Annotated in this window: 18 protein-coding genes and 1 tRNA gene; 8 read left to right on the top strand and 11 right to left on the bottom strand. The window is 43.5% G+C overall.

Annotated features, from left to right (window positions below):
- Positions 1 to 11 precede the first annotated feature (11 nt).
- On the top strand, positions 12 to 713 hold the full coding sequence (locus tag ACE1AQ_RS05510) for a DUF4276 family protein (protein WP_374808021.1): 702 nt from the start codon (positions 12 to 14) through the stop codon (positions 711 to 713).
- Positions 714 to 930: 217 nt separating this feature from the next.
- Here ACE1AQ_RS05510 and ACE1AQ_RS05505 read toward each other — a convergent pair whose 3' ends face one another.
- From ACE1AQ_RS05505 to ACE1AQ_RS05480, 6 genes are all read right to left on the bottom strand, one after another.
- On the bottom strand, positions 931 to 1269 hold the full coding sequence (locus tag ACE1AQ_RS05505; protein ID WP_104395474.1) for a DUF86 domain-containing protein: 339 nt from the start codon (positions 1267 to 1269) through the stop codon (positions 931 to 933).
- Positions 1241 to 1573 carry a nucleotidyltransferase family protein gene (locus ACE1AQ_RS05500; RefSeq protein WP_110543800.1) on the bottom strand — a complete coding sequence of 111 codons (333 nt, stop codon included), beginning with the start codon at positions 1571 to 1573 and terminating at the stop codon, positions 1241 to 1243. The genes ACE1AQ_RS05505 and ACE1AQ_RS05500 overlap by 29 nt, the downstream gene beginning before the upstream one ends.
- Before the next feature lie 74 nt (positions 1574 to 1647).
- Positions 1648 to 2943, bottom strand: a complete 1296-nt coding sequence (gene purB / locus ACE1AQ_RS05495) for an adenylosuccinate lyase (RefSeq protein WP_004268608.1) — start codon at positions 2941 to 2943, stop codon at positions 1648 to 1650.
- 315 nt (positions 2944 to 3258) lie between these two features.
- On the bottom strand, positions 3259 to 4593 hold the full coding sequence (locus ACE1AQ_RS05490; RefSeq protein ID WP_110543803.1) for an FAD-binding oxidoreductase: 1335 nt from the start codon (positions 4591 to 4593) through the stop codon (positions 3259 to 3261).
- A 220-nt stretch (positions 4594 to 4813) separates the two neighbouring features.
- On the bottom strand, positions 4814 to 4933 hold the full coding sequence (locus ACE1AQ_RS05485; RefSeq protein WP_039900610.1) for a photosystem II protein Y: 120 nt from the start codon (positions 4931 to 4933) through the stop codon (positions 4814 to 4816).
- 65 nt (positions 4934 to 4998) lie between these two features.
- Positions 4999 to 5550, bottom strand: coding sequence for a gamma carbonic anhydrase family protein (locus ACE1AQ_RS05480; RefSeq protein WP_002757960.1), 552 nt, complete (start codon positions 5548 to 5550; stop codon positions 4999 to 5001).
- Between the two features lie 108 nt (positions 5551 to 5658).
- On the opposite strand from ACE1AQ_RS05480, the gene ACE1AQ_RS05475 reads away from it, so the two are divergent.
- From ACE1AQ_RS05475 to ACE1AQ_RS05450, 6 genes are all read left to right on the top strand, one after another.
- A complete protein-coding gene (locus tag ACE1AQ_RS05475) occupies positions 5659 to 6174 on the top strand; it encodes a TIGR02652 family protein (protein WP_039900620.1) in 516 nt (171 codons plus the stop codon).
- Between the two features lie 168 nt (positions 6175 to 6342).
- Positions 6343 to 6840, top strand: a complete 498-nt coding sequence (locus tag ACE1AQ_RS05470) for a VOC family protein (protein ID WP_039900611.1) — start codon at positions 6343 to 6345, stop codon at positions 6838 to 6840.
- 130 nt (positions 6841 to 6970) lie between these two features.
- Positions 6971 to 8008, top strand: a complete 1038-nt coding sequence (gene glpX, locus ACE1AQ_RS05465) for a class II fructose-bisphosphatase (RefSeq protein WP_008206649.1) — start codon at positions 6971 to 6973, stop codon at positions 8006 to 8008.
- Positions 8009 to 8192: 184 nt separating this feature from the next.
- Positions 8193 to 9479 (top strand): glutamyl-tRNA reductase, encoded by a 1287-nt coding sequence (locus tag ACE1AQ_RS05460; protein WP_008206651.1) that lies wholly within the window; start codon positions 8193 to 8195, stop codon positions 9477 to 9479.
- A 381-nt stretch (positions 9480 to 9860) separates the two neighbouring features.
- Positions 9861 to 12203, top strand: a complete 2343-nt coding sequence (locus ACE1AQ_RS05455; protein ID WP_253257676.1) for a BsuBI/PstI family type II restriction endonuclease — start codon at positions 9861 to 9863, stop codon at positions 12201 to 12203.
- Between the two features lie 280 nt (positions 12204 to 12483).
- Complete coding sequence (locus tag ACE1AQ_RS05450) at positions 12484 to 13254, top strand: class I SAM-dependent methyltransferase (protein WP_008206654.1); 771 nt, start codon at positions 12484 to 12486, stop codon at positions 13252 to 13254.
- Positions 13255 to 13706: 452 nt separating this feature from the next.
- Here ACE1AQ_RS05450 and ACE1AQ_RS05445 read toward each other — a convergent pair whose 3' ends face one another.
- The 3 genes from ACE1AQ_RS05445 to ACE1AQ_RS05435 all read right to left on the bottom strand — a co-directional run bounded on the left by ACE1AQ_RS05445 (position 13707) and on the right by ACE1AQ_RS05435 (position 17132).
- Positions 13707 to 15629 (bottom strand): S9 family peptidase, encoded by a 1923-nt coding sequence (locus ACE1AQ_RS05445; protein WP_110543807.1) that lies wholly within the window; start codon positions 15627 to 15629, stop codon positions 13707 to 13709.
- A gap of 131 nt (positions 15630 to 15760) precedes the next feature.
- A tRNA-Pro gene (locus ACE1AQ_RS05440) sits at positions 15761 to 15834 on the bottom strand.
- 92 nt (positions 15835 to 15926) lie between these two features.
- Positions 15927 to 17132 carry an FAD-dependent hydroxylase gene (locus tag ACE1AQ_RS05435; RefSeq protein WP_039900612.1) on the bottom strand — a complete coding sequence of 402 codons (1206 nt, stop codon included), beginning with the start codon at positions 17130 to 17132 and terminating at the stop codon, positions 15927 to 15929.
- A gap of 116 nt (positions 17133 to 17248) precedes the next feature.
- Between ACE1AQ_RS05435 and ACE1AQ_RS05430 the strand changes: the two genes are divergently transcribed.
- Positions 17249 to 17452 carry a hypothetical protein gene (locus ACE1AQ_RS05430; RefSeq protein ID WP_039900614.1) on the top strand — a complete coding sequence of 68 codons (204 nt, stop codon included), beginning with the start codon at positions 17249 to 17251 and terminating at the stop codon, positions 17450 to 17452.
- A 19-nt stretch (positions 17453 to 17471) separates the two neighbouring features.
- Here ACE1AQ_RS05430 and ACE1AQ_RS05425 read toward each other — a convergent pair whose 3' ends face one another.
- Complete coding sequence (locus ACE1AQ_RS05425) at positions 17472 to 18014, bottom strand: phasin family protein (RefSeq protein WP_008206659.1); 543 nt, start codon at positions 18012 to 18014, stop codon at positions 17472 to 17474.
- A 161-nt stretch (positions 18015 to 18175) separates the two neighbouring features.
- Positions 18176 to 18391 carry a hypothetical protein gene (locus ACE1AQ_RS05420; RefSeq protein WP_036396033.1) on the bottom strand — a complete coding sequence of 72 codons (216 nt, stop codon included), beginning with the start codon at positions 18389 to 18391 and terminating at the stop codon, positions 18176 to 18178.
- Positions 18392 to 18393: the final 2 nt, after the last annotated feature.

Here is an 18393-nt window from a genome sequence, read left to right as displayed (position 1 = left end):
AATCAATTAAGATGGCAAAAAAAATCAAACAAATAATTATTGCCTTAGCTACAGAAGGTAGTTCCGATCATAGATTTTTACCGAATATTATTCAGCGCACTTTCGAGAGAGTTGCTTTTGACGATGAACAAGAAATAGAAATTTTTGACCCAATTTGTCTTCCACAAATCTCTGGCGAAAATATCCGAAAAAAAGCTAAACAATACGCAATTCAAGCGGTGGAGAAGGGAGCAATGGTTTTGTGCTTCCATGCAGACGCAGATGATAAAACAGATGAAAACGCATTTAAGGAAAGAATTAATCCGGCTTTTAATGCTATTAAATCAGACGAGCGAGACTTATGCAAAAATTTAGTTGCTATCGTTCCAATACAAATGACTGAAGCCTGGATATTAGCAGACAAAGAATTACTAAAAAAAGAATTGTGTACAAATAAAAGTGATAGTGAGTTAGCAATCGATAAAGAACCCGAATCTTTCAGCAATCCGAAAGAAACAATTAAAAATGCCATCAATAAAGCCAGAGAAGGTATTACTAAACGCTATCGAAATAAACTAAAAATTGACGATTTATATTCACCGCTTGGTGCAAAAATCGAATTGTCGAAATTAGAATCCTTGTCTTCCTACAAAAAATTTGAAAAGGCAGTACGAGATATTTTTCCACAATTAACGAAAGTCAACAATATAGAAGATAATCCTGATCAAACGTGAATAGGATCTTGCTAATACCATTTTTCTAAAGTAATGGCAGAGATGGTTAATTGCCTCCAACCTCAAACCCTCTCCTAGAAAAGAAAATGGGAGTAAGATGTCTGCCACGAATAAAGAAAAATGGCATAGGGTGCGTTCCCCCTCGTTGCAGCAGGGAACGCACCCGACAGAATCATTGAGTTCTACCTATGCGATCGCTACTTCCGCCTAACAACCCTCAACGTTCAGGAGGAATTTGCCCCTTTAACTCCTCAATTAGTGATGGGAGCTGCGATTGAACCACATCCCAAACGATGTTGAGGTTGACATCATCATACTCATGTACCAACCGATTTCGCATTCCCTTGATTTCTTGCCAAGCAATGTTGGGCAAGTTTTGTCGGGTTGTTTGGGAAACTCGTCCGGCGGCTTCGGCAATCACCAAGAGCCGTCGAATGACTGAATCTTGAAGCTGCACATTGGCGACGAACTCAGCTTTCGAGCATTGAGCCGTGTAGATCATGACCAGTTCTGCGGATTGCAGCATATCAAGCAGGAATTGGGGATCCCGTTGCATAAATCACTTGAGCCGAAGAAAGGATTTGATTACGGCGTAGGTAGTTGCGACTGGTGGCAATGCCTTGGCGGGTAATCAGGTCAACATCTCGATGGAAAATGCTTTTTAGCTCTGCTTCCATTTGGTCTAGGGTGCTGAATGTGGGATGAGCCTCTGGATGAAATTCCACCATAACATCAATGTCGCTGTCGGGGCGGAAGTCTTCGCGCAGGACGGAGCCGAATAGAGCGAATTCGGTCACTTGCCAGCGATCGCAAAACTGGGCAATTTTTTCCATCGGTAGGTCGCTCGCAGTAATGGTCATGGCATGATTACTCCCAAGGTTTCAAATTGCCGATCAATCGAAAACGTGGCCGATAGCTGATCACTGAAAGCTCCTTAAATATCTAACCTTTGGTAGATGCTATTAAGATGATTTAAGTGCTGCTGGGGATCAAAGCAACTTTCGATCTCGTCGGGGGATAAAATGCCGGTAACTCGCTCATCTTGGCTGATAAAAGCTTTAAAATTGCCGTTATCGGTGTTCCAAGCGCGATGGGCGTTTTCTTGGACGATTTTATAGGCAGATTCCCGGCTAATTCCCTTACTCACCAAAGTTAAAAGAACTCTTTGACTGAAAATCACGCCACCGTAAACATTCATATTTCGCTTCATGTTTTCGGGATACACCAGCAGATTTTTGACTAAATCGGTGATTTCCTTGAGCATAAAGTGGGTCAAAATGCAAACATCCGGCAGCATTACCCGTTCTACGGAACTATGGGAAATATCTCTTTCGTGCCAGAGGGCGATATTTTCTAAAGCGGAAACGCTATGACTACGGATAATTCTCGCCATTCCCGTTAAGCGTTCTGAACGGATGGGATTACGTTTATGGGGCATAGCGGAGGAGCCTTTTTGTCCTTTGGAAAAGTATTCTTCCACTTCTAGGACATCGGTTCTTTGCAGGTTGCGAATCTCCACGGCAAAACGTTCGATCGAAGCCGCCAATAAAGCTAATTGTTGCACATAATCGGCGTGTCGATCGCGGGAGATAACTTGAGTGGAAGCGGTATCCGGTTCTAATCCTAACTTCTGACAGGTTAACGCCTCAATTTTCGGGTCAATATTGGCATAGGTTCCCACTGCACCAGATATTTTACCGATGGCGATGTCTTGGCGCAAGCGAATTAAACGATCGCGTCCCCGTAGCACTTCCGCTAACCATCCCGCTAGTTTAAAGCCAAAGGTGATCGGTTCGGCGTGAATGCCGTGGGAACGTCCCACCATGACTGTATAACGGTGTTCTTGGGCGCGATAGCGCAGGGCTTGGATAAAATCTTCTAATTGTTCTAGAATCAGGTTTAAACTGGCGACTAATTGTAAGGATAGGGCGGTATCTAATACATCAGAACTGGTTAAACCCAAATGAATATAACGCCCCGGCTCGCCCACATATTCGTTAACATTTGTTAAAAAGGCGATGACATCGTGGCGCACTTCTGCTTCTATTTCTAAAATGCGATCGGGATCAAAATTAGCTTTTGCCTTAATTTCTTCTACTGCATCCCCCGGAATATAGCCTAATTCTGCCTGCGCTTCACAGACGGCTATCTCTACCTCTAGCCATGTTTGATATTTATATCTATCCGTCCACAAATTCCCCATCGCAGGGAGAGTATAACGCTCGATCACTATTAATTCTTCCAAGACAACCGTTCAATTGTATCGGATCGGGGCAAGTCTGGGAATAGGCAAGGGGCAGCGGGGAGCTTTGTTTTCCCCACTCCCTTCTTTCCGGTTAGTAATTCGGTAGTAGCGGTGAGGCTCTTCTAGGTTGTGTGTGATAAGTTTAACTTACATAGGATTGATTGATCTTTGTGTCCTTTGTGTCTTTGTGGTTCGTTCCACCCCCTCTCTAGGAGGATTATATCTTAGAATACATTTTACCCACCAAATCCAAGAGAGCCGCGGTGAACTATCTTGCTTAATTTAGCCTGAATCGAACCCCTACCCCCTTGCTTCAACCCATGCTCGCATTTTACCCGGATTGTTTAATCCGTAGGGATCGACGAGTTGTTTAAATTCTAGTTGTAGCGGATTAATCTGTCTGCTGCCGCCATCTTCCATGATATAAGTGTGAGGATTGGCAATGGCTGCCCCCTGTTGTTCATAGATAGCAATAATCTCATTTAATCGAGTTTCTGTGGTAAATTCTAGCAAGGGAAGACCGGCGGGAATAACTTTACCTTGAAATCTCAAAAATTCTAGGTGCATCATTATTTCCTCCCCAAAATAATTATAGAGTTTCTCCACCGTGGCTAGATTAAAATAAAAAGCCTGTAGATAAGTTATCTTGGGGTTACAACTACGCGCATGGAGAGTGGTGTGATTCCAAGTAAATTCTAAGATACTGTTGCCTTTTTGGGTTTCTTCTGGCGTTTTATAGTAGGTAAGTTCACCATTATATTCTTTAATTAAAGACTCTAATGCCACTTGATCGCTGTCCGATACTATTAACAAAACTGCCGCTTTTCCTGGGGGTAAATAATCCTTAAGAGCGATAAAATAAGCGGGAATTGGCCAAGAGTGAACACTAACCATTTTCTTGACAATGCCATCACTATCACTGAGAGCTTGACCAAATTTAGCGGCGGTGATAAAATCGGCAAAAGTAACGATAAATTCTGCCCAAGGATAACAGGGAGCGAGGGCTATTTCTAACTCGGTAATAATGCCATTAGTTCCGTAGGCATGATTGACTTTTTCTACTTCATCCCCCCGTAATTCGATAATTTTGGGTTCTGTTTCTAGGGTGACTAATTGCACTGCTTGCAAATTGCCTCTATCCTTCAATTGTCCATAATTAATTGAACCCATGCCCACACTGCCACCCCCGATAAAACCGCCAATTGTCGCCGTCCGATAGGTAGAGGGAGCCATTCTTAATTCCCAACCAATTGCGCGAGCTTGTTTATCAAAAAAGGCCATTTTTACCCCCGCTTCTACCCGTGCTGTACCCGGTTCGATCGAGATAATTTTTGTTAGTTTGGTTGTGTCTAAAATTACTCCCCCCTGCAAGGGAACACATTGACCATAATTACCTGTCCCCGCACCTCTGACTGTTAAAGGAATTTGGTATTTAACGCAGGTTTTAGCGATGTCAATAACTTCTTGGCTATTGTGGGGACGAATGACTAAATCAGCCCGTTTATCTTGCAGTTGTGCCTCTAAAATGGGACTAAAATGATAATAATCTAAGGAAAGTTTCGCCACTTGTCCCGGATCGGTGATAATTTCCAGATGGGAAAGTTCTTGCATGAGATTTTGATAGTTAGATTTCATGGTTAGGTAGGGTTTGCTGAAAAAGTATATTGGTGCGGTTAGGAGTCAGGATTCAGGAGACAGGATTCAGGAGTCAGGAGACAGGAGACAGGAGACAGGAGACAGGAGATTATTTTTATTTGTTCTCCCCATACCCCAATTCATAATTCATAATTCAAACAGGAAAAATTAAAAACCGATCGCCTAGGCGGTCGGTTTTACTAAGAAGTATAAACTTTTATTAACTTTGTTTGCTGAGAAACTGTTGAGCTTGTCTAATAGCGGCAGCGCCGATATTGAAGACAGCCCAGCCACCAGCAATAAACAAAGGGGTTAAAACGATTAACACTCTCCAGTCCATAGATTTCCTTCTCCTCGGTCAGTGCTTAAAAGATTGTTACTTGATTCTCATTTTATATTTATACCCTAATCCGCCCGTTTTGGGAATCCGGTATCAGTACCTTTTCCCCCATGAACGAGGGCAAGTTTAGCATAGCGCTCGGCGTGTTCGATCAACTCTTGAGCCTCCTGTGGGGACACTTCCCGGACGCGTTTAGCGGGAATACCCACCACTAAAGATCGCGGTGGTATATCTTTTGTCACAATACTACCCGCCCCGACAATACTACCCGCCCCGACGCGCACACCATCGAGAATCACTGCCCCAATGCCGATTAAACAACCGCGTTCAATATGGGCTGCGTGAATTACCGCCCGGTGTCCGATGGTAACGTAATCTTCAAGGATAGTAATTTTGCCCGGATCTCCGTGTAGGATCGCCCCATCTTGGATATTAGTATAGGCCCCAATTTCGATGCGTTCCACGTCGGCACGCAATACCGCCCCATACCAAACACTTACCCCCACAGCTAGGGAAATATCGCCCATTACCGTGGCATTGGGGGCGATAAAAGCCGCTTGACTGACATCGACAAGGGGCCAGAAATTAGAAGTTGATCTTAAGTTATCTAAAGACATGGAAGGATCTGCACTAAAGTCGGAAGAGAATACCCGTCCAATTTGGTTGGGTATAATATGGGTAGGATTATTGGTACAAAGATAGCAATTTTTAGTTTAGGTTCTCCCATGATCAATGCAAGTTTACAATACCCTGTTTTTGGCCCCGATATCCATTGTCCTCACTGTCGGCAGCTAATCCCCGCCCTCACTTTGACGGATACCTATTTGTGTCCGCGCCATGGAGCTTTTGAAGCCGATCCCAAAACGGGTGAGTTGGTTCACTTGCAGTCAGGACGGCATTGGCGACTCTGGAATGGTGAGTGGTATCGTCAACACACTCACCCGGATGGTATTCGTTTTGAGATTCACGAAGCACTCGATCGCCTCTATACTCAAGGATTTAAAGCGACTAAAGTAATTATTGCCAACCGTTATCGCGATCTAGTTAGTTCCTACCTAGAACGTAACACCACTTGGCGCGGTAATGGACCGGCTGAGACCACTATTCCCCGTCTTTACGGTTTACCGGTAGAATTTAGTCCCGATGCCCCCGATGAACCCTGTTGGGATGTAATTAATTTTGATCTGGAAAAAGAACCGGGGGTTCCCAAACGTTATCCCTATTTTCGTCTTTTTGATTAATCATTTATCAGTGATCAGTTATCAGTAAACAGTTATCAGTGAATAATCTCACTTAATAAACTCATAACCTCAAAACTGAATCGGGAGGCAGATCGATGAAGGATTGCTTATCAACCCCGAATTCTCACTCATTACTGATTACTGATTACTGATTACTGATTACTGAAAATGCACCATGCTTCTATTCGTACCGCTAATATCCATCGAGCGATCGCTTTTTACCAGCTTCTCGGTTTTACCCTCGAGGAAAGATTCACCACGGGTTATACTTTAGCCTGTTGGCTAACGGGGTTAAATGGACGCATCGAATTAATCCAAATTCCTCAACCGAAACCCGCCCCCGATGCCTTTAGCGATCAGCATTATGTCGGTTATTATCACTTGTCTTTTGACTTAACAGAAAATGTCAGCAATTTACCAGAATGGTTAGAAAAATTAACAAATAACTTTCAGCAAGCCCATCAAGAGGATGCCGATTTATATCAACCTTTAAAAATTCTTTTGCCCCCCCAACAACAGATGATCGGCGATCACGTCTATGAAGTCACCTTTATTGCCGACACAGACGGTTTACCCCTGGAATTTATCCGTCGTTTAACGCCGAAATCAGCGATCCAGGTCTCCATAACCGAGATGGAGGCGACAGTGCCGGCAAAAACTCCCTAGGCATACCGGTCTCCTCCAGATGATCTACATAAAAACTTAAGAATGATCCCCGTCTGGTGATAGACTTTTGACTGTTAAGGAAACAAACTCACTAGATAAATCATAGATCAGCTGTAGGGAGGATCATCGAGTGGAAAGTACGCTAGGGTTAGAAATTATCGAAGTAGTCGAACAGGCTGCCATTGCTTCCTCCAAGTGGATGGGTAAAGGCGAAAAAAATATCGCTGATCAGGTGGCGGTGGAAGCGATGCGCGAACGGATGAATAAAATCCATATGCGCGGTCGCATCGTTATTGGAGAAGGGGAAAGAGACGAGGCTCCTATGCTTTATATTGGCGAAGAAGTGGGTATCTGTACCCAAGTTGATGCCAAACAATATTGTAATCCCGACGAATTAGTCGAAATCGATATCGCCGTCGATCCCTGCGAAGGCACTAACTTGGTCGCCTACGGTCAAAATGGTTCTATGGCCGTGTTAGCGATCTCCGAAAAAGGTGGATTATTCGCCGCTCCTGACTTTTATATGAAAAAATTAGCGGCTCCCCCGGCAGCTAAAGGTCATGTGGATATTAATAAATCGGCGACGGAAAACCTGAAAGTTCTTTCCGATTGTCTCAATCGTTCGATCGAAGAACTGGTGGTAGTGGTGATGGATCGTCCCCGTCACAAGGAATTAATCCAAGAAATCCGCAACGCTGGGGCCAGAGTTCGTCTGATCAGCGATGGTGACGTATCGGCCGCTATTTCCTGCGCTTTTTCGGGAACTAATATTCATGCTCTCATGGGTATCGGTGCGGCTCCGGAAGGGGTAATCTCGGCGGCGGCGATGCGTTGTCTGGGGGGTCACTTCCAGGGACAATTGATCTATGATCCGGAAGTGGTCAAAACCGGTTTAATCGGCGAAAGCCGCGAGGGTAATCTCGCTCGTCTGCAAGAAATGGGCATCACCGATCCCGATCGCGTTTACGGTTGCGAAGAATTAGCCAGTGGCGAAACCGTCCTCTTTGCCGCCTGTGGGATCACCCCCGGCACCCTGATGGAAGGAGTACGCTTCTTCCACGGTGGCGCTCGTACCCAAAGCTTGGTTATCTCCACCCAATCGAAAACCGCTCGCTTTGTCGATACCGTTCACCTGTTCGACCGACCCAAATACATTCAACTGAGATAATTCTCTGACCGGGTGGGGTGGCCATGGCTCACCTCGCCCCCATTGGTAAAAATATATAAAGTTTTTTTTCAAACATCTTTTATTTGCATCCCGATTGGGACTAAATTGCAACAATTAGAGACATAACGCACTGATCTTTATCAATAATTTTTGTAGCCTGAGCAACATTTGTAGGAGAACATAAATGAATATTGCTGTAGTGGGCTTGAGTCACAAGACAGCCCCTGTGGAAATTCGCGAAAAATTGAGTATCCCGGAAGCGAAAATCGAGTCCGCCCTTACCCACCTCAAGGGTTATCCCCATATCCAAGAGGTGGCGATTATCAGCACCTGTAACCGTTTGGAGATCTACGCCGTGGTTACGGATACGGAAAAGGGCGTGGTGGAAATTACCCAGTTTCTCGCTGAAATCGGGCATATTCCCCTTAATGTCCTGCGTCGTTATCTGTTTACCCTACTGCATCAGGATGCTGTCCGTCATCTGCTCCGGGTGTCGGCCGGTTTAGAAAGTCTTGTCCTCGGGGAAGGGCAAATTCTCGCTCAAGTTAAAAATACCCATAAATTAGCCCAGAAGTACAATAGTATTAGCCAATTACTCGATCGCCTGTTTAAACAAGCGATGACTGCCGGTAAGCGCGTCCGCACGGAAACCAGCATCGGCACGGGGGCCGTATCGATCAGTTCGGCGGCGGTGGAGTTAGCCCATGCTAAGGTGGCAGACCTCAGCAGCCAGAAAATCGCTATTATCGGGGCAGGGAAAATGTCCCGATTATTAGTTACTCACCTTCTGGCTAAGGGTTCTCAGCAAATTGCGATCGTCAATCGCTCCCAAAGACGGGCCGAGGAGTTGGCCCGTGAATTTCCTAACGTACCAATCCAACTATATGGCTTAGAAGAGATGATGGCCATCGTAGCGGCATCGGATATCGTCTTTACCAGTACCGGAGCCACGGAACCAATTTTAACTAAAAATTTATTGACAGAAGTGACGATTACTGCTAACTCGCTGATGTTAATCGATATTTCTGTTCCCCGCAACGTCCACACCGACGTGAAGGAATTGGCACAGGTGCAAGCTTTTAACGTCGATGATCTCAAAGCGGTGGTTGCCGCCAATCAGGAAAGTCGCCGTCAGATGGCCAGGGAAGCAGAGGCACTCCTAGAGCAGGAAGTGGAAGCTTTCGAGCTTTGGTGGCGTTCTTTGGACACTGTACCGACAATTAGCTGTTTAAGAAGCAAAATTGAAGATATTCGCGAACAGGAATTAGAAAAGGCCCTCTCCCGTCTGGGGACGGAATTCGCCGAAAAACACCAAGAAGTTATCGAAGCGATGACCCGCGGTATCGTTAATAAAATCCTTCACGAACCCATGGTACAACTGCGCGCCCAACAGGATATCGAAGCGCGTAAGCGCTGTTTACAATCCCTGCAAATGCTCTTTAATCTCAGTGTCGGAGAAGAATATAGTTAGGGGCCGACAATTGACAAAAATTAAGGGCGATTCTATGGGTCTGTTAAGATGATTTTGAGGGATTGGGGGCGGATAATTTGGCCCGATTCCCCTATCGACAATTTCAAGATTGACAGACCACTAAGCTGTTGACTCTCTAAATTACTCGTTAAGGCTGTCCATGAGTGCCGGAGTTGACAGCAGGGAGCGGTATAATTGATAGTTAGGTGTACCGGGAAGGAGTTCTGTGGTATTGATTCATAACTGCTACTAAATGACCAGATGTCAACGTTCCTTACTGATTCTGCTGATATAGCCAGAGTCTACTACTCTTCAAGATTGAACTTGAAACAGCGTAGTCAGTTGGGTCAGTTCTTGACCCCCGCAACTGTTGCGCGTTTCATGGCAGGACAATTCAACAACCTGTCTGGTAATATTCGCCTTCTAGATGCTGGAGCTGGAATTGGAACTTTAACTGCTGCTGTAGTAGAGCGGTTACTGGCAAACCCCAATCAGGTTAGTAGTTGCAGCATTACAGCATATGAAGTCGAACCAGTCTTCTTCCCCTCGCTAAATCAAACCCTCACAGAATGCTGTGCCGCTTTGAACGGAAAAGGAATTCAAGCAGATTATTGCTTGTGGGAGGAGAATTTCATCAAAGCTAGTAGTGAAATGAACTTGCCACTCTTTAAGAAGGTAGTTCCAGGCTTTACTCATGCGATTCTGAATCCACCTTATAAAAAGATTCACAGCCAATCAGCAGAAAAGAAAGTTCTTGCAAGTATTGGGATTGATACTGTAAATCTCTACAGCGCATTTGTTTGGCTTGCCATCGTACAACTTATAGACGATGGCGAAGTGGTTGCGATTACGCCGAGAAGTTTTTGCAATGGCAAGTATTTTCGCCCTTTCCGAAAAGCCTTCCTAGAATATATGAAACTAGATAAAATCCATATATTTGAGAGTAGATCAGCAACCTTCTCAGAAGATGAGGTATTACAGGAAAATATTATTTTTCACGCCCTAAGATCTAAACAAAAACCTAGCACTGTAAAAATAACCAGTAATTCTGAGATGGCATTAGACGAGATTTCAGAATCTAGATATGCCCCCTATGACGAAGTGATTGAGCCGAATGATTCTGAACAGTTTATTCATATTGTTACAAATTCTCTCAAGAATTCCTTGAGAGTTCAAATGAATAAAATGCCCTGTACATTAGATGAGATAGGCTTAGAAGTTTCCACAGGTCCAGTTGTTGATTTTCGCCTGAAATCGTCTTTAAGAAACCATTTGAGTGATAGAACTGTTCCCCTACTTTATCCAGAATCTGTAAAAGTCAGGAAAGTAGTATTTCCTCCTGATAATCCCCGCAAGCCCATTGCGGTAGAAAAAAATAACGAAACAGAAAAATGGTTAATTGAGCCTGGCTGGTATGTTTTGACAAAACGTTTTTCATCCAAAGAAGAAAAGCGTCGTGTTGTTGCTGCTGTGTGTTCTCCTATTGGTTCAAAATCTCTAGGTGTCGAAAATCATCTTAATTATTATCATGCTAAAGGCAGAGGAATGCCTCCTGATGTAGCTAAAGGGTTAGCCGCATTTCTTAATTCAACTTTATTTGATAGCTACTTTCGTCAATTTAGTGGACATACACAAGTCAATGCTACCGACCTTCGTAGGGTTAAGTATCCATGTAAAAATGACTTAATCCAAATAGGAGTTCAAGTTGGGGACAATGACTTAAACCAAGAAGAAATCGATCAAGTTGTACATGAAGTTCTATCAATTATGGATGAAGCAAGCACCGCAGTTCAAGCAAACAAACGAATCGAAGAAGCACTTACAATTCTCAAGGCTATCTCTGCTCCTAGAGAGCAACAGAATGAAAGGTCTGCACTATGCTTACTTGCGTTAGCAGATATTCAACCTGATAAACCCTGGAGCCAAGCTACTGCACCAAAACGCGGAATTACAGAAATGATGGATTGGTTCCGTGATCATTACGGAAAACAATATGCACCAAACACACGGGAAACTGTTCGAAAACAGACAATGCATCAATTTGTGCAGATGGGACTGGTGGTTCAGAATCCAGACAAACCAGACCGACCAATTAATAGCCCTAGGTGGTGCTACCAACTTGATCGGCAAGCGTTATCACTGCTTCAAGTTTATGGCTCTGAGCAGTGGGAAGAAGCTCGTAGAAATTATGCGCTTTCAGTGACTAATTGGTTGCAAGCCAGGAATCGAAATCTGCCCATGATTCCTATAACCTTAACCGATGGTCGGGCGATTCAGCTTTCATCAGGTGGGCAAAATATTTTAATTAAAGACATCTTAGAAAGCTTTTGTCCAAGATTTACGCCAGGGGGCGTAGTTCTATATATTGGCGATGCTGGTGATAAATTTATAATCAACGAAACACAAAAATTCCGAGAAATGGGGATTGAATTAGATCCTCACGGGAAAATGCCTGATCTTGTTATCTATCATAGATGCCAAGATTGGCTTGTCCTTATAGAAGCGGTGACGAGTCATGGTCCAGTGAATTTGAAACGCCACAATGAACTAAAGCAACTTTTTCAATTAAGCTGTAAGGGTCTTGTCTTTGTTACTGCTTTTCCCAGTCGTAGGGAAATGACTCGTTATCTTGCTGAAATTTCCTGGGAAACAGAAGTTTGGGTAGCTGATCAGCCCGATCACATGATTCACTTCAATGGAGAGAGATTCCTAGGTCCATATTAGAACCCAGAAAAGCGTTCTTAAAGATATCAGTTGTGAAAGTACACCTAACTTCACCGTTAGGTGGCTTAGGTTTTCTATGGGGACAGTGCTTCCAAGTTATTTTTGATAATAAATCCTGTTTTTCAAAGCTGATAACAATCAATCATAAGTTAGCCAATGACAGTTAGTATGATGTCGAAACCACGGCCTAACAGTACGTCAATTAGAAGTAGGATAGAGGAGGGTGTGGAACCGCAGGGAGCGATATGATTAATAGTTAGTCCAGAAATTTTTAGAGAGAATGAAGACCTTAGAAGAAACTATTGCACAGGCTATGGATTGCCAAGATAAGTCGATCTTACCTTTTCTTCCATATATCTTACAGGACTTCTGGGAAATAGGCTCTTCTGCCAATTCTATTCTTAAAATTGTCAAAGCACATACAAATAATTATTCTGAATTAAATGTACTAGATCTAGGCTGCGGCAAAGGTGCAGTCTCGATAAAATTGTCAATTGAACTGGATTGCTACTGTCTTGGAATCGATGCAATACCAGAATTTATTGAAATCGCTAATAAAAAAGCTAGAGAAGAAGCAATTACTTCAAGGTGTAAATTTATTTCAGGAGACGCACGAGAAATAATCAAGACATTAAACCAATTCAATCTGATTATTCTCGGCTCGATCGGTCCTGTATTTGGAAATTATTTTCAAACTATGACTATCTTAAAAAAAAATCTGACAAAAGATGGTCTAATTATCTTGGATGATGGATATTTTGAAGATGATCAACCCTATAAGCATGAATTTATAATCAAAAAAAGTATGCTGTTAAAACAAATCGAGAAAGCTGGCATGAAATTAATAAAAGAATATACAGAAACTGAAATAAATCAAAATGATGCGTATGAAATGCAGTTTAATTATCTTAAACAAAGATGCCAAGAATTAGCGGTAAAATATCCAGAGAAAAAATATTTATTTGATAATTATATTGAAAAACAAAGAGCCGAGTATAACAATCTAGAAAATATAATTACTTGTGCAACAATGGTAATTCAAAATCAATAATTTTGGACTAACATCGCCTTCAGTCTGATCCTACTCCATAAGTTGATTGCGATGCCGGAGGCACTGCCTAGTATTAGGCCATCGCTGTGGGCCGCGTTCCCTGATGTGGCTCCTAAGCACTGCACCGATAGTGATTAAACCGCACAGTCTGCCATTAAGTTTCATTTAGGGTATTTTAGACCCATGGGGGTGCGAGACCGCAGGCAGCGGTATATTTAGGGTTTGCTGAATAATGGTAAAACCCTTTTAAAATAAGGCTTTTGACCTGTTAAAATCCGATGTTCATGCTGCGAAAATCGGATTGGAACCCTCAAAAACCTTGCATTATTCTTCTTGTAGTACATAAATTAGTATAAAAAGAGAGGACAACAAAGCCTGAAACTCCTGACGACCGACTACTGACGACCGGCTACTGACTCCTAACCCCACCAATAAACTTTTTGCCGCAAACCCTACTTAATTTCTACGGGTTCTAAATTATCGGCAGCAGTAAAACCAAAGAGACAGGAATAAAAATAAAATTCTGCATCTAATGCTCGTTTTATCGATTCAGCTTGACGAAATCCGTGTTGTTCTCCGGCAAAGGGAACGTAAGCAACGGGTAAACCTTTCGCTTTTAAAGCTTCTACCATCATTTCCGCTTGATTGGGTGGAACCACTCGGTCTTCTAAACCTTGGAAAAAGATCACCGGACAGGATAACTGAGCGGTAAAATGAATAGGCGATCGCTGATAGTAAATTTCCTTTTCTTCGGGATAACGTCCCACCAATTTATCTAAATATCTCGACTCGAATTTATGGGTATCGGTGGCTAAAACCTCTAAATCACTAACTCCGTAATAACTAGCTCCTGCTTTAAAAGTATCATGAAAAGTTAGGGCTGCTAAAGTTGTATAACCACCGGCGCTGCCCCCAGAAATTGCCAATCTTTCCCCATCGACTAATCCCTGATTAACCAAATATTTTGCCCCGTTGATGCAGTCTTCCACATCGACAATTCCCCAATTTCCCTGCAAACGCTGACGATATTGACGACCATAACCCGTACTACCGCCATAATTGACATCTAGATAGCCAAAACCGCGACTGGTCCAGTATTGCACCCGCAGACTTAAACTAGAGGTGGCCGCAGCCGTCGGTCCACCGTGACTTTTGACTAAAAGGGGCGGTAATTCGCCATTGGGGGCGGTATAATCGGGGTTTTTGGGGGGATAATACCAAGCAAATGCCGTTAGTCCCTGACTGGTGGGAAAAGCGAGCATTTCTGGAATCGAGAAATAATCGCTAGAAATAGTTAAATTACTGGAAGATTTGAGAACTTCTCTAGTTCCTGTGGCTAAATCCACTGAGATAACCGCCGTTACTTCCCTAAAAGAACCGCCAATAAAAACTATTTTGTTATCGCTAACTTGTAGGGAAGAAATGTTAGTATCAGCAGTAATAATTTCTTGGAATTCTCGATTAACAGTATCGATACTTCCTAAATACCAACGGCCATCTTTTGTATAGCTACAAATAATCTGTGATTCCCCAGAGAATCCGTAGTTAGATAAACCAAAAACCCAATGAGGATAGGCAAATTCAGCCTCGATCGGTTCGAGAACTGGTTCTATTTGTTCATCGTAGTTAAAGCAATAAAAGTTCCAGAAATTATTGCGATCGCTGGTAAAATATAACTGTTCATCGGCAGACCAGCGCGGTTCACACACCGACTCATTTTCACCACCAGCAATGACCCGAATATTACTCAAATAAAGATTATTAATATCGGCCACCCAAAGAAAAGAACTATCCCAGGGCATATTAGGATGATTCCAACTAATCCAAGCTAATCGAGAACCGTCGGCACTTAAGCGAGGAGAGGTATAAAAATCATCGCCAGATACTAAAGTTTTTATTTCTCCCGTATCCACATCGATGCTGACAATACTATTTACTGGTTCTCGATCTTTTTGGCTATGATCTTCACAAACACAGATTAAACGATTGCGAAATTCATCGAGAATTAAATCCGCATAACGACAGGAATTTTCTGGGGTCAGAGGTTGGGGCAAACTATCAGCAGTTTGGTGATAAATTCTTTGGTCAGCAAAATTACAAAAATAGATAATTCCGGCAACAATTAGATAGGAACCTCCCCCGTATTCATGGACACGAGTTCGCACATTAAAAGGTGCTGGGGTGATTTCTGTGGTTGTGCCGTCGGGGTTTAATTTAACTAAAACATTTCGCCCCTTTTCCTGTGGTCTGCCTTCTAACCAATAAATATCTTCTCCATCTAGAGTTACACCGCCAAGACTAATCGATTCTGCCACAATTAGATCGGAAGTAATCGGCGATTTCCAGGAACCGTAAGCTGATATTTGATGAGACATTTTCGACTAGAGCAGTGATCCTAATGGTGAACTAACTTGATCAGAAAGGCTGATAAATTAAGAAAATTCCGAGTAAACAGGACAAGGTAGAGATTGGCTGCATCCCTACCTGACTCTCTGTTTTTCTGCAATCGGAGCGGCGGGATTCGAACCCACGACCCCTACTACCCCAAAGTAGTGCGCTACCAAGCTGCGCTACGCCCCGATATTGAACCTTAACCATCATAGCGATAATCGCGGCATTTTGCAAGCTTTTTTTTTCTTCCTTTCTCCCCCATCCCCGGAATTAGTGGCCAGCTATCTAGCTAATTGAGGAATACGTCCTTTTAATCCCGTCATTAATTGCAGGGCAAACAATTTCAACGGGGGGAAACCGCGCATAATTGCCAATCCGAGACGACGGATGACAACGATAGGCGGCCAGTTATTGGAGAACAGGCGATCAAGAAAATCTGTGAAGCCTAAAATCGCTAAATTCTCCGATCTACGCCATTTTTCGTAGGATTTTAGGGTAGAAAGCGCTCCGATATCCCCCTGCTTTTCCACTGCTTCCTTTAATACCTGCGCTAAAGCGGCCGCGTCGCGAATGCCTAAATTTAAACCTTGACCACCGACGGGATGACAACAGTGGGCGGCATCACCAATTAAAGCCAGTCGGGGTTTAACATAAGTATCACTCTGCATTAACTGTACGGGAAAGAGAGCGCGGGGGCTAACTAATTCGAGTTTTCCCAGTAATCCCCCCGTATATGCCTCTAATTTCTTGATAAATTCCGCTTCGGGCATTTCTTGCAGTTTTTTCGCTTCCCCATGGGGATTTGTCCAAACGATCTGACAGCGATTACCCTGGAGCGGTAAAATGCCCATCGGACCGGTGGGCCAAAATCTTTCAAAGGCGGTATCGTTGCGATCGAGTTGATGTTTAATGGTGAAAGCGACACAGGATTGCCAATATTTCCAACCTTTGGTTTTAATTTGCGCCCCTTGCCGGATAGCGGATCTGGCTCCATCGGCCCCGATGACTAATTTTGTGGTGATTTTTCGGGTTTGACCAGCTTCTTCCAGGGTGACAGTGGCTGTTTCTGCTCCGTACTCCACTTCTAACACTTTAGCAGGGGATAACCAGTCAATGCGATCGCAATCTTGGCTGGCCTTGTGCAGGGCCGTTAAAATCACTTGATGTTCGCCCACATAGCCCAAATAATCGGTTTTTAGCTCATCGACCACAAAGGGGACAAAAATCGGGTAATCGGCATCAGAAAGGCGAATATGACGAAATTTACCGATACTGGGCGAGATTTTATCCCAGATACCCAAGCCTGTAAAAATCCGGCTGGACATCAACGAGAGGGCATAGGCTTGACGACGGGAGGCGGCCACCTCTAGGGGACGTTCCTCGATCATAGCGATATTTAATCCTGTATTTTTTAAAGCCACCGCTAGGGTGGTTCCGACTATACCGCCCCCGACAATGATTAAATCGTAGCTGTCCCGTCTTAACATATAAATATTTTTCTCGAAGATCATCAGTGACTACACTGATCTATTCTGACACGATTTTCGGGGTTGCTGTCGGGTTTGATTGTCTTCACCCCACCTACCATAGACTTTAAAGGGTTTTGTCCGTCGCTGAGAGTTTCGGGTTATCGCTCTTCCTGGACTTTCGGAAGGGCGATAACAAGCTGCTACAAGCCCTGTTAGCTGATGCTCCTGCTGCGCCAGTCTTCCCCGATACCCCGACGGCCAAGGCAGCGGCGCTGGCACTTGCCCGCCGTTGGGGATATGTTTGGGGCAACAAACCGAGAACTTGGCTAAAGACATAACTGGCAAGATCAAGTTTTTTTAACTCTGATCAGATGCGAATGCGTCAAGGCTTTTTTGAGTCCAATTGTCCAGAGCAGTATTGATAGAGTTAAAAACTCCCATTGTTTCGAGCATATTCTCCTGCAACTTTTCTTGAAGTTCGCTAAAAATACTGGTTTGGATATTGAATAGATCATCTACCTTTTGAGCACCCTTTAATATCTCTAGATACTTGGCTGTAGTTTCTAGATAGAGGCTCATCAATTCTGCTTGCTTTAGTCCGATATTGGTCATCGAACTGACATAAATTTCACCCAAGTCCTTAAAAGACTCAGAGGTTGCCTGCAAATTCACCAGCTTCAGTTGGCTTTTAAATAGTTCATTAATACTATCAGTATAAACTTCCCCCAATTCTTTGGTCAAGCTTAGATAACCCTTGCTTAGTTCAGCGAAAGCACTGGGGTTAACAAAACCTGTTAACATGGCATCGATCGCGTTCACATTAGTGGCCGTAATATTCTTGAAGGACTCTATTGCCAACTTGTTCGAGTCAATCCACTGTTTAACTAGCTCGTTTTGCATGGTAGTTTCCTCGTAAACTGCTTAATGTATTTCTCTGTCTGTGCCAGCAAAAAGATTAAATTATTGAGGGCGCGGTTGGCCCAACCGTTCTAACATAGCGACAATTGCCCTCATCTGGGGAGACTCTCTAGTATAAAAGACCTGAGAGGGGGACAAGCGAGCTAGAAAGTAGATAGGGCAAGCGATATCGCTCTTTGTCCTTTGATGTAATCCTTCAACCGATAGCGGCTAATTTGCATTAGCTCTTCTATATTTTTTTGGAACATTTGATGTAGCTGGAGCCAATGATAGAGATGTTGACCCACATAAAAACTGCTGTGTCTGCGTTGACCTTTATATCTTTTTTCAGGTCTTGTGACATATTTTTGGATTCCCATAT

Origin of the sequence: Microcystis sp. BLCC-F209, assembly GCF_041928595.1 — a bacterium.
Classification (GTDB): Bacteria; Cyanobacteriota; Cyanobacteriia; order Cyanobacteriales; family Microcystaceae; genus Microcystis.
The sequence above is the reverse complement of the archived record's forward strand: the minus strand, read 5'-3'. Positions and strand labels throughout refer to the sequence as shown.